The sequence below is a fragment of the Marinobacter sp. G5_S1_61_S3 genome (assembly GCF_054968585.1).
The window spans coordinates 120,482-132,242 of record NZ_JBQKUK010000013.1; the positions used below are offsets into that span (position 1 = coordinate 120,482).

Annotated in this window: 13 protein-coding genes; 9 read left to right on the forward strand and 4 right to left on the reverse strand. The window is 56.9% G+C overall.

Annotated elements, in window-relative coordinates; translation table 11 throughout:
- Nucleotides 1–9 precede the first annotated feature (9 nt).
- Nucleotides 10–852 carry a cytochrome c oxidase assembly protein gene (locus ACTRWH_RS14250; protein WP_228210851.1) on the forward strand — a complete coding sequence of 281 codons (843 nt, stop codon included), beginning with the start codon at nucleotides 10–12 and terminating at the stop codon, nucleotides 850–852.
- A complete protein-coding gene (locus tag ACTRWH_RS14255; protein ID WP_228210850.1) occupies nucleotides 849–1,472 on the forward strand; it encodes an SCO family protein in 624 nt (207 codons plus the stop codon). Before ACTRWH_RS14250 ends, ACTRWH_RS14255 begins: the two co-directional genes overlap by 4 nt.
- Nucleotides 1,473–1,537: 65 nt before the next feature.
- Here the strand turns inward: ACTRWH_RS14255 and ACTRWH_RS14260 are convergent, their stop codons facing one another.
- Together ACTRWH_RS14260 and ACTRWH_RS14265 are read right to left on the reverse strand one after the other, a co-directional pair.
- Complete coding sequence (locus tag ACTRWH_RS14260) at nucleotides 1,538–2,842, reverse strand: MFS transporter (RefSeq protein ID WP_228210849.1); 1,305 nt, start codon at nucleotides 2,840–2,842, stop codon at nucleotides 1,538–1,540.
- 112 nt (nucleotides 2,843–2,954) lie between these two features.
- Complete coding sequence (locus ACTRWH_RS14265; RefSeq protein WP_199480661.1) at nucleotides 2,955–3,233, reverse strand: metal-sensing transcriptional repressor; 279 nt, start codon at nucleotides 3,231–3,233, stop codon at nucleotides 2,955–2,957.
- A gap of 80 nt (nucleotides 3,234–3,313) precedes the next feature.
- Between ACTRWH_RS14265 and ACTRWH_RS14270 the strand changes: the two genes are divergently transcribed.
- From ACTRWH_RS14270 to ACTRWH_RS14285, 4 genes are all read left to right on the forward strand, one after another.
- On the forward strand, nucleotides 3,314–3,697 hold the full coding sequence (locus tag ACTRWH_RS14270; protein WP_136632731.1) for a hypothetical protein: 384 nt from the start codon (nucleotides 3,314–3,316) through the stop codon (nucleotides 3,695–3,697).
- A gap of 90 nt (nucleotides 3,698–3,787) precedes the next feature.
- A complete protein-coding gene (locus ACTRWH_RS14275; RefSeq protein ID WP_462826529.1) occupies nucleotides 3,788–4,480 on the forward strand; it encodes a HupE/UreJ family protein in 693 nt (230 codons plus the stop codon).
- 15 nt (nucleotides 4,481–4,495) lie between these two features.
- A complete protein-coding gene (locus ACTRWH_RS14280; protein WP_228210847.1) occupies nucleotides 4,496–5,185 on the forward strand; it encodes a hypothetical protein in 690 nt (229 codons plus the stop codon).
- Between the two features lie 178 nt (nucleotides 5,186–5,363).
- On the forward strand, nucleotides 5,364–6,017 hold the full coding sequence (locus ACTRWH_RS14285; RefSeq protein WP_126810367.1) for a hypothetical protein: 654 nt from the start codon (nucleotides 5,364–5,366) through the stop codon (nucleotides 6,015–6,017).
- A 5-nt stretch (nucleotides 6,018–6,022) separates the two neighbouring features.
- On the opposite strand, the gene ACTRWH_RS14290 is transcribed toward ACTRWH_RS14285, so the two are convergent.
- Entirely contained in the window at nucleotides 6,023–6,646 is a 624-nt protein-coding gene (locus tag ACTRWH_RS14290; protein ID WP_036206175.1) for an L-threonylcarbamoyladenylate synthase, read from the reverse strand.
- Entirely contained in the window at nucleotides 6,643–6,987 is a 345-nt protein-coding gene (locus tag ACTRWH_RS14295) for a BolA family protein (RefSeq protein ID WP_228210846.1), read from the reverse strand. The genes ACTRWH_RS14290 and ACTRWH_RS14295 overlap by 4 nt, the downstream gene beginning before the upstream one ends.
- Before the next feature lie 123 nt (nucleotides 6,988–7,110).
- Here ACTRWH_RS14295 and ACTRWH_RS14300 point away from each other — a divergent pair, with 123 nt between their 5' ends.
- The 3 genes from ACTRWH_RS14300 (at nucleotide 7,111) to ACTRWH_RS14310 (ending at nucleotide 11,755) form a co-directional block, all read left to right on the forward strand.
- Nucleotides 7,111–9,276 carry a DNA topoisomerase III gene (locus ACTRWH_RS14300; RefSeq protein ID WP_228210845.1) on the forward strand — a complete coding sequence of 722 codons (2,166 nt, stop codon included), beginning with the start codon at nucleotides 7,111–7,113 and terminating at the stop codon, nucleotides 9,274–9,276.
- A gap of 114 nt (nucleotides 9,277–9,390) precedes the next feature.
- On the forward strand, nucleotides 9,391–10,116 hold the full coding sequence (locus tag ACTRWH_RS14305; RefSeq protein WP_075194521.1) for a response regulator transcription factor: 726 nt from the start codon (nucleotides 9,391–9,393) through the stop codon (nucleotides 10,114–10,116).
- A 1-nt stretch (nucleotide 10,117) separates the two neighbouring features.
- Nucleotides 10,118–11,755 carry a FecR family protein gene (locus ACTRWH_RS14310; RefSeq protein WP_228210844.1) on the forward strand — a complete coding sequence of 546 codons (1,638 nt, stop codon included), beginning with the start codon at nucleotides 10,118–10,120 and terminating at the stop codon, nucleotides 11,753–11,755.
- Nucleotides 11,756–11,761: the final 6 nt, after the last annotated feature.

The window sequence follows — 11,761 nt, forward strand, 5'->3', positions numbered from 1 at the left end:
GGCAACATTATGTCACTGCTTGACTACCTTCTACCCTACGATTTCTCGCCGCTGACCGTGCTGAGCTACATGCTCGTGATGGGGTTCTATGGCATCGGACTGCTTCGGATGCCGGATCAGGATCGGCCTGGCTCGCTACGGATTTTTGCGTTCACCCTGGGGGTGCTGATCTGTTATGCGGTGATGCAGACGCGCTTCGATTACTACGCGCAATACATGTTCTTCGTTCATCGGGGCCAGCATCTGATTCTTCATCACATCGGGCCTATCCTGATCGCGCTGTCCAACCCCTTGCCGGTCATGCGGTTCTGGTTTGAAAAAATCAGCCCGGGCTGGCGGCGCACGCTCCGGCCTCTGGGTTGGGTTTATCGGGTTCTACAACAGCCCTTCATTGCCCTTTTCCTGTTTGTTGGGCTCATTTATTTCTGGCTGTGGCCATCAATCCATTTCGACGCCATGCTCAGTCGAGATCTGTACTGGGTCATGAACTGGAGCATGTTACTGGATGGCCTGCTGTTCTGGTGGTTGATCTTCGACCCGCGACCGCCTGCGATCACCTCATCGCTGGGGTATGGCAGACGCATGTTGGTTCTGGCTGCCGCAGGTGTGCTTCAGATGTTTCTTGGGGCGTGGATCGTGTTCTCACGTGACATGGTCTACGACGTTTACGAAGTCTGTGGCAGGGCCTGGCCGCTGGACCCGGAAGTCGACCAGCTTCTTGGCGGCATGCTGACCTATATCCCTCCGGCCATGATGAGCATCCTTGGCATTCTTCTGATGCTCCGGCGAGCCATGCATCAGGACGGAAAATATACCAACCAATCCAAACAACTTGAGGAAACAGCGTCATGACAACTCGCTTCTGGCGACAGCGCTCCAAAATCATATCGGCGACCTTAACGCTGATAGCATCCCTATTGCTGACTGGTTGCCTTGGAAATGACGAGGAAGACTGGAACGGCAAAAACATCAGTGGCTTGATGCCTAAACTGGAATTCGACCTGATCAATAGCCAGGGCGAGTCGGTATCTGGCGATGATTACAGTGGCCGCGTGAGAATGCTGTTTTTCGGGTTCACCTCGTGCCCCGATGTTTGCCCAACTGCCCTGCAAAAGCTCAATCAGGCAACCAGTGGCCTGGACCCGAAGCTTCAGGATGAAGTACTCACTTTGTTCGTGAGTGTCGATCCGAAACGTGACACGCCTGAGCGTCTCGCAAAATACGTGGATTTCTTCGGTGACAATATTGTAGGACTCACTGGAAAAGAACCCCAGCTTCGTGAACTGGCAAAACGATATAGAACAACCTTCGGTTATGACGAACCTGACCCCGATGGAAATTATGCGGTGTCACACAGCAGCGCGATTTATGTATTTGATCGCGAAGGTAACCCCCGCCTCTTAATGCGGCCCGATTTGAGTAGGGAAGAAATTCGGCATGACCTCGTTGCTCTTATTCAGGAGGATTCCTGAATCGAGTTGGAGTTGATCTTAGGGCACATTTCCATCAGCTTGACGCCTAAAGGCGACGAAGTCATTTAACCCGGCCACCGCGGATGCAGTTCATCAATCACATACCGGTGGGAATGCTCCGCTCCCGATTCCGTTCTGTGCGGGTGGTCGCGTGGCAGGTCATGATGGCTATGGGCAATCACCAATGGATCATCGGCGGGCCAGAGTCGGCTGGCTGCAATCAGGAAGACAAGCCCCAGAACCGCCAACACAATCAGCGTTGGCTGAATGCCGGCAGATGAGCCAAGCCATCCCGCCAGCGGATAGGCGACCAGCCAGCCGGCGTGAGACAGCGAAAACTGGGCGGCAAACAGTGCTGGGCGGTCTTCGCCATGAGAAGACTGGGTGAGCAAACGGCCTATGGGTGTCTGAACCGTTGAGAATCCGACACCAAGCAGCGCCCAGACTGGCATCAGCCTGTAGAGGCTGTCGGCATACCACGCCGCGCCCAAACCACCGAGCAACACCCAAGCCCCTGCCAGCATCACCGGACGGTCCTTCCAGCGTTTGAGCAGCGCGGGCAACGCTAGTGCCGCCAGCATGGAACCCGCGCCGAATGCCGCAAAAGCCATGGCCGTGTGCTGATCGGTCAGGCCAAAACTGCCCTGCACGATCACTACGGTGTTCACGATCACCATGGAGCCGGCCATGCTGACCACCACATTCAGCGCGATCAGCCCCCGAAGGCGCGATGTGGCCATAAAAATACGAAACCCACGGCGGGCACGCTCGTGAATACTCCGGCGCTTCTCCGGTGCAGAGCCAGAAGGCAGAGCCACCGATACGACGAGCAACGCGGATGCGATGAAGCCAACCACCGTGCCGGAAAACAGCCCCTGCCAACTGGTGACCAACAACAGCATGCCGGCCAGAGCCGGGCTGATCAGGTTTTCAAGATCGTAGGCCAGACGGGAAAGGGACAGCGCCCGAGTATAGTCGTCCTCGTTGGGTAAGGTGTCCGGGATGGTGGACTGGAACGTCGGCGTAAAGGCCGCAGATGCCGATTGCAGCACGGCGATCAGTACATACACCTCCCAGACTTCCGTCACAAAAGGCAAGGCAAGTGCAACGGCAGCCCGCACCAGATCCAGCGATACCAGCATCAATCGTCGGGGCACACTCTCGGCAAGCGCTGAGGCCAGCGGTGCAATCAGCACATAGGCAACCATTTTAATGGCCATCGCCGTGCCAAGTACCTGCCCCGCTTTATCTCCAGCCAGATCGAACGCCAATAGACTCAAGGCCACGGTTGCCAGCCCTGTGCCGAGCAAGGCGACCACCTGGGCCAAAAACAGATGACGATAGGTTTGGTGTTTCAGGATTCCAATCACGGGTCACCCACCGCTTACAAAAACCGCATTCAGAACCAGTGTCAGTCGCTGGTACATGTAAAGATTGAACCGCTACGGTGTGACTGAATCCGGGAATTGGTTACTGACAGGATCACAGATACCGGGCAATGGCCTTAAATTCGTCCACTCGGCGTTGCTGATCCGGTGCCAGAGGTCCGATGGCATCATCGAGGCAGTGCTCTATATGATCCTGAACCAACACTCGCTTGGCCTGTTGAATGGCCTTTTCCACGGCGTGAAGCTGTTGGGCCAGTTCCAGGCAGGGTTTTCCCTGATCAATCATACCAATCACGCTTTCAAGATGGCCGTTAGCCCTCTTCAGGCGTTTGATAATATTCGGGTGAGATTGATGCGTGTGACTATTTACCATGTTTAATTCCTATCCCCCATGGGGGGATGTTATCCTCTATCTCCCTTGAAATCCAACCACAGATTCGACGCATTAGATTGATGATTTCGGCCATCCACCAGAGAAAACTGCTTCCGACGCTCGTCATGCTGTTTGCATTGGCGGGTCTGTCACTGTCGGTGATTGGCGAGTCATTCTCTCACGGTGTGGCTGAGCTGGCTGGCGATTGGGAATCACTGCATGACGGCCACCCAGGCAGTCATGGTGGACATGGACACACCCACGATTTTGACGAAGAGCCAGAGGCGGCGTCACTTCATCATGATGCTGGCAATCATACCCACGAGACCGTAGATCAGCTCAGGGTTCCGTTTGTTTCCCAAAGCCTGACCGTTCTCCGGCAGCCCGTGCCCTTTGCCGGAGGCTCTCCCCGCAGTTTGCGCTATCGGCTTGAACGCCCTCCAAAAGCACTCCTTTCCGCTTGATTCTTGCCGCTTGCGCGGTCGGAGAAAACACATTCGATTGGAGTCTTTATGTTGTCAAACTTGCCTGGCCGATGCCGTGGTGTGTCCTCAATGGGCACAGGTAATCGTCTACTCTGGATATTTCTGACACTGGGCTTGCTGGGTATGAGTACCGATGTGCTTGCCCACGCAGTCGCCCAGGGCGACAAGGGGTACATCCAGGAAATTACCGGGATAAACCTTATTTCGTTCATCTATCTGGGGGCCAAACACATGGTCACCGGCTATGACCACCTGCTGTTCCTGCTGGGTGTCATTTTCTTCCTCTACCAAATGAAGCACATCGCCATCTACGTGAGCCTGTTTGCCCTGGGGCATTCCACGACGATGCTGCTGGGGGTGTACTTCAACGTGGGCATCAACAGCTACATCATTGATGCGATCATCGGCCTGTCCATCGTCTACAAGGCACTGGACAACATCGGTGCCTATCAGCGGTGGTTTGGCTTCCAGCCCAACACCAAGGCCGCCACGTTGATTTTCGGGTTCTTCCATGGCTTTGGTCTGTCCACCAAGATCATCGAATACGACATCTCACAGGACGGCCTGATTCCGAACCTCCTCGCCTTCAATTTGGGCGTGGAAATGGGACAGTTAATCGCCCTGGCCATGATCCTGATTGCCATCAGCTTCTGGCGAAAAACCGACGGCTTTTTCCGCCATGCCTACACCGCCAACGTGGCCATGATGAGTGCAGGTTTTCTGCTCTTTGGCTATCAGCTCACCGGTTACTTTGTCGCCTGATTCTGGAGATTTTTTATGTACAACACCGATATACCCAACCGTGAAGAACTGCCCAGCACTGCCAAGCTGGTTCGATCCACCATCATTGCCGCTATTGTGGCGCTGTTTCTGCTGGTAACGGTGGTCATGCCCGCTGAATACGCCCTGGACCCAACCGGCGCAGGTCGCCTTTTGGGCCTGACTGAAATGGGCGAGATCAAGGAGCAGCTTGCTGAAGAAGCAGCTGCTGACGAGGCTGCCCAGATGGTTGCGGTGCAATCCTCGGTTGATCAGAAGACCCCGGAAGTCAAAGAACCTGTCGTGGATGAAGCCGTTGAGGAGCCAAGTCCCTCACCTGAAGTAGAGGTTGCGCCTGCTGAGCCTGCGCCTGAACCAGAAATTGCGGAACCGCAGTGGCAGGATGAAGTACGCGTGGTTCTCACACCGGGAGAAGGCACAGAGTTCAAACTCACCATGGAGGAAGGTGCTACAGCCCGGTTCTCCTGGGTGTCTGAGGGTGGCCCTATCAACTTCGATACCCATGGTGATGGAGGCGGCCAGTCAATTTCTTACGAAAAAGGCCGGGGCGTTCCGGAAGATGAGGGTGAGCTTGTGGCTGCATTCACCGGCAACCATGGCTGGTTTTTCCGAAACAGGAACGACAACAACATCACCCTCGTGCTGAGAACGGGCGGAGATTATGGCGAGTTGCGAAGAGCGTTATAAATCCAGGTGATCCTACCAAGGGAGGGCCGGTCTCGCGGCCGGCCCTCCTGCCGACTATTCAGGGTACTAATAAGAAGTGCACTGCAATAAGTCGCGATGGCCCGCTTTATGCTTAAACCTCCCCTAGACACCAAAACCGTCAACATTTTCTCATTGGCCATGGGAGGGGACCAACGCCATGTCGCTACTCACATCGCTGATCAAAGCCAGCACCCAGTTCCAGCAGGCCATGGAAAAGAAACAGCCGGCGGCATCGGGCAATGCGGCACCAAAGCCCACAGCGCCGGAGGCGCCGGCCTCCGCAACCGATGACCGGTTCACCCTCTCCGAGCGGGCGAGTTTCGATACCGGCCGCCCCAAATCCACCCGGTTGCAGATGGCTGAGTACAAGCAAACCGTCGGGCAGGACCTTGCCTATATGCGGGAGACGCTGCGGCATAAACTTGCCGAATACAAACTCAACCCGGCAACCAGTGTGGAAGTTTCTAAAAACGACGAAGGCAAGATCAGCGTTGGTGGTGGAATCCCAGAGGAAAGCCGTAACCGTATCGAACAGGACCTGAACAACAGCAAGCCGTTCCGGGAGGCATTCAGCCGGCTCAGTGCCAGCGAGCCCACCCTGCACTTTGTGGACAACGCGCTCAAGTTGAACAAGGCATACGGCGTGAACAATTCACTGCTGGACACCCTGGTCAGCGACAACCAGCAATTCAACGGCCTGCAGGACCTGGCGCACCGCTACGACAGCCTGCGCAGGACCATCAGTACCGATCAGGCCACCAACTACGCAGACCGCAAAAATTTCGCCCTGAGCCTGAACACCCGGGCCTGACTCCGTTAAATCCGAAAGGGCTCTGGGTCCCCTTTGCCGACGCGAGTCACCTCCGGCGCATCCCCAGTCATATTCACCACGGTGGTCGCCTCCAGGCCGCAAAAGCCACCATCGATGATCAGGTCCAGATCGTGTTCCAGAGTTTCCCGGATGTCATAAGGGTCGGTCATTGGGTCTTCGTCACCCGGCAATATCAGCGTACTGCTCATGATGGGTTCGCCCAGTTCCGCCAGCAGCGCCTGCACAATTGCGTTGTCCGGCACGCGCATGCCAATGGTTTTACGCTTGGGGTGTAACAGACGGCGTGGTACTTCACTGGTGGCGTCCAGAATGAATGTGTATGCCCCCGGTGTGAAGTTCTTGAGCAGCCGATACTGGGTGTTGTCGACCTTCGCGAACACACCGATGTCCGAAAGGTCCCGGCACATCAGGGTGAAGTTGTGCTTGTCATCCAGGCGGCGAATGCGCTTTATCCGGTCCGCTGCCTGCTTGTCACCGAGGTGGCAGCCAATGGCGTAGGCGGAATCCGTCGGATACACAATAACGCCGCCCTTGCGGAGAATATCCACAGCCTGGTTGATCAGCCGCTTCTGGGGCGTTTCCGGGTGAATCTGGAAGAACTGGCTCACTGGCCACCTCCGGATGCAAAGGCCGGATCGTTCTTGGAGCCGCCCATGCAATTGGGAGAATCGGGCGCAGCCTCGCCAGACGCCTCCCACTCCTGTGGTGAATACACGTGCAACGCCAGGGCGTGGACGCCACCGGACATTTCGTCCGCCAGTATTTTGTAGATGGCTTGGTGCCGCTTGACCTTGCCCTGCCCCTCGAACTCTGAAGACACCAGAGTCACCTTGAAATGGGTTTCAGAGTTCGGCGGTACGTTATGTTTGTGGCTCTCGTTTTCAACCATGAGGTGTTGGCTGTCGAAAGCGCTTGTCAGCTTTTGCTCAATGGCTTGTTGTGTGGACATAAACAGGCCTGCTCCTGATTGAATGTGTTACGGAACAGTCTACTACACCAAACGCTATGTTACCTTGACAGGATACAGACAAAGCGCCATCTTCCATCCCCACCCGAAAACTGCTTCCGACTTATGCGCCTGTACATTGCTGAAAAACCAAGCCTGGGCCGGGCAATTGCTGCTGCCCTCCCCGCTCCCCATCAGAAGGGGAACGGATGGATTCGTTGCGGCGAAGGAAGCAACGCCAGCACCGTTAGCTGGTGTATCGGCCATCTATTGGAACCGGCGGAACCCGGCCAGTACGACCCGCGCTGGAAAAAATGGCGACAGGAAGATTTGCCTCTGTTTCCCGGGCGCTGGGAGGTGATGCCCAAGGACAGCGTACGCCAGCAGCTCAAGGTATTGGAGTCTCTGGTCCGCAAGGCGGAGACTATTGTCCATGCCGGCGATCCGGACCGGGAAGGCCAACTGCTGGTAGACGAAGTCATCCGCTACACCGGTGCCACCTGTCCGGTTCAGAGAATCCTGATCAACGACCTGACTCCGGCGGCCGTGGCAAAGGCCATCCAGGCTCCCAAGGACAATCGGGAGTTTCGCCGCCTGTCCCATTCCGCCCTCGCCCGCCAGCGGGCGGACTGGCTCTACGGCATTAATCTTACTCGTTTCTATACCCTGTCCTATCAGCAGCAGGGCCAGCAGGGCGTGTATTCCGTCGGCCGTGTACAAACCCCGGTGCTGGGATTGGTGGTGGAGCGGGACAACACCATTGAGAACTTCCAGCCGAAACCTTTTTTCCGCGTTCAGGCGACGTGCCACGCGATAGATGAGGAATCGGACCAGCAATCGTTTACGGCACGCTGGCAGCCCTCGGAAGCCTACCGGGAATACCTGGATGAAGAAGACCGATTGTTGGACAGCGATGTCGCCAGACAGATCGCCGAGGCCGTAGAAGGACGGCCCGGCAAAGTTACGGAATCCCGTTTCCGCGACAGGAACGAAACGCCGCCTCTCCCATTCTCACTCTCAGCCTTGCAGATCGAGGCGGGGCGACTGTTCCGCATGGGCGCGAAAGACGTATTGGACACCGCCCAAAACCTGTACGAACGCCACCAGTTGATTACCTATCCCCGTTCGGACTGCCGTTATCTGCCGGAAGGTCATTTTGACCAGCGTCAAAGTGTGGTGCAGGCCATTGGCAATGTCGCCGGCGAACTGGCGACAGCCTGCGAGGCAGCGGATCTGAACCGCCGCACCGAAGCCTGGAACGACAAGAAGGTGGATGCCCACCACGCTATCATCCCGACGGCCAGAAAGGCTCCCAATGGACGCCTGAGCGAAGCTGAGAGGAACATTTACGAACTGATCAGCCGGTATTACCTGATGCAGTTCAGCGCCGACGCCATACACCGGGAAGGCAAGTTAACTGTCGGGATTGGCGAACACGCGTTCAGGGCGACGGAAACCGCGGTTCTTCAGCCGGGCTGGAAAACCCTGGAGATTCGCCATCGGGAAAGCCGACAGGAGGCTGCCAAAGCGCCCCTCCCTCGCCTGGAGAAAGGTGACCCTATACTCTGTGACTCGGTGGACATCGCCGAGCGCAAAACCCAGCCTCCCCAATATTTCACCGACGCCACGCTGCTGTCAGCGATGACCAATATCGCTCGCTTTGTCAGCGATCCAGAGCTTCGCAAAACCCTGCGTGAGACCGATGGGCTGGGCACTGAGGCCACGCGGGCGGCGATCATTGATACCCTGTTCCGACGCGACTATCTATACCGGGACAAGCGCCACATCCGGTCAACGCCGAAGGGAAAGGCGCTGATTGATTCATTGCCGGAATCCGTCAGCAAGCCGGATATGACGGCCATCTGGGAAGCCACCCTGGAAAGTATTCGCCGCGGTGAGGGCAATCCCAAGCAGTTTATTGCAGACCTGAAAGAACAGATACGCGGGTTCATCAATACCCCAGATCAGGAAGCCAAGACAGCCCCACCAGGCGAGGGGCAGCCGCACTGCCCCAAGTGCCGCGCTCCCATGCGCCAGCGCGAGGGCAAGTTTGGTGCCTTCCATGCCTGCACCCGCTTTCCGGACTGCAAAGGCACACGGCCCATTGAGGACCAGTCGCCGGCGGATGGCACGGGAGAAAAACCCATTCCCTGCCCGCACTGTTTTTCGCCCCTGGTGCGCAGACAAGGCAAAAAAGGCTGGTTCTGGGGCTGCAGTAATTTCCCCGGCTGCCGACAAACACTGGATGACGACAACGGAAAGCCTGCGATCCGTTTACGCAACACTACATAACGACACTGAAGCGAAATTGCGGATTTGTAATAATATGAAGCGGAATTCAATACCCATTCCCCGCCGTCGGCCGGGAAGCCTGAATATGACAAATTTGATGTCGGGAGACGTTTGATGCGAATTGCCCTGCTTGAGGACGAACATGAACAGGCTCAGCACATTCAGTCTGTGTTGTCCGAGCGCGGGCACCACTGCGACAGTTTTCCGTCAGGCCAGGCATTTCTGAGCGCGGTCCTTCACCGCAGCTATGATCTGCTGGTGATGGATTGGCAAATACCCGACATGACCGGGATTGAGGTTCTGGAAAGCGTACGTGCGCAGTTGAACTGGCAGATTCCGGTGGTGTTTCTCACCCAGCGCGACAGCGAGACGGACATCGTACGTGCGCTGGATGCCGGTGCTGACGACTACCTCGCCAAACCCGCTCGCGAGGCAGAACTGGTGGCGCGCATCAATGCATTGGCACGTCGCACCAGCCCCGATACCGAAAAAGAATCGTTGCAGTACGGCCCTTTCGAGATCAATACCCAGCTTCGGACCATTGCGCTTCACGGCAACGTGCTGACGCTGACCGACAAGGATTTTGACCTGACCCTGTTCCTGTTCCAGAACCAGGGCCGACTACTGACCCGCGAGATGCTGCTTGAGCGGGTATGGGGACTGGCGAAAGACATCAATACCCGTACCGTGGACACGCACATGAGCCGGCTTCGCCGCAGACTGGGCCTTAATCCCGAAAACGGCTTCCGCATCAAGACCATTTACCAGCGCGGCTATCGTCTTGAGGCCATGAAAGCCTCTGGCCCGGATGAGAACGTACCGGTCATGGAACAAGCCTGACATGAGTCAATGCGTCACCCTGCGAACACTCACCGGTTTGCTGCTCCTAATCAGCTCCCTGGCGGCGTTGCCAGTACAGGCGGAACTTTCGGTCACCCGGGGCTCCCAGGCGGCCACTGCTACCCCTGAATCCAATGCGACGCCGGAGTGGATCTATACGGTACGACCCGGTGAACATTTTGCGGAGATCGCTGACGCATTGTTGTCCAAGGATATTCCCGCCATTCGCCTGCTACAGCATAACGGCATCGATAACCCCGCCAAGGTGGGCAGTGGAGACAACCTGAGAATTCCCCTTGCCTGGCTTCAGCGCCAACCCAACCCTGCGCGGGTCAACTCGGTGACCGGGTCGGTGCAACTGATTTCCGGTAGTGACGGCACCAAACGCCCCCTGACCAGCGATTCCCTGATTCGGGTGGGTGATGAAATCCGGTCACAGGCTGGCACGGCAACCATCGAACTTGCTGACGGCTCTGTAGTGCGGATATCACCGCATTCCCGCCTCGCCTTCAATCGCCTGACGCAGTATGGGAAGTCCGGCATGGTGGACACCCGCCTGCGCCTCAATCAGGGCGAAATTGAAACCCAGGTGAAACCCGTGATCGAGGGCGGTTCACGTTTTGAGATCGAAACACCCTCCGCGGTGGCGGCAGTCAGGGGCACCATGTTTACTCTCAGGACTGCGCCCGGCATGACCGATCTACGGGTTACCGAGGGCGAGGTATCGTTTGGCCCGCCGGGGCAAACACGCCGGATTCCAGCTGGTTATAGCGCCAGCGTTTCAACCGCAGGTGTGGGCAGAATGAGCATCCGCCGCCTGCCCCCAGCTCCGGAGATTAACCCCCTGCCGCAGCAGTTGAAGCAACTTCCTGCACAGTTGAGCTGGACGCCCAACGGAGCCAACAGCCATCGCGTGGATATCTTTGATGCCGAGTCCGGCCGCTGGATTAACAGCAACGAAGTCAGCGACAATGATTTCGATATTAACCTGCTGGACAATGGCCGCTACGAGATTCACCTTGCCGCCATCGACAATCGTGGCATGGCAGGCATGCCCGGCGTCATGTCTTTCGAAGTCGACCTACAGGCCCGGACTGCCGCACTGGAACAACCGGAACCAGGCGCGACCGTTAACGACGACATGCCCGAGTTCCGATGGCAGTTGCGCGGCGAAAACGAAGTCGCCCGGGTGGAAATTTCGGAGGACAAAGACTTTGGAAACACGATTGCCACCAGCGAGTGGGCGCCTGATGAAAGCGCGCTGCCTTCTCGACCACTGACACCGGGACAATACTACTGGCGGGTGGTCACCGAGGCCGGCGGCAATTCTGTGGCCACGAGTGAGGCACGCTCGCTGGTCGTGAACGGGACCCTGCCACCGGTTCGCATCATCAGTGTCAACTACGTCGATAGCCAGGTAAGGGTATTCTGGCAGAAGGTGGATACTGCAACCGATTATCGCCTGCAGCTGTCTGAAGAACCGGGATTTAACAACATCATCAAAGAGGCTACGCTGTCGGATACCACTGCGGCCTTGCGCCTCATTCCCGGAAGACGGTATTTTGTTCGCCTGAAAGCCCTCTCTGACGGTCCGCTCGAAAGCCGGTGGGGACCAGGGAGGGAATTGTTTCTGGAATAACCCACA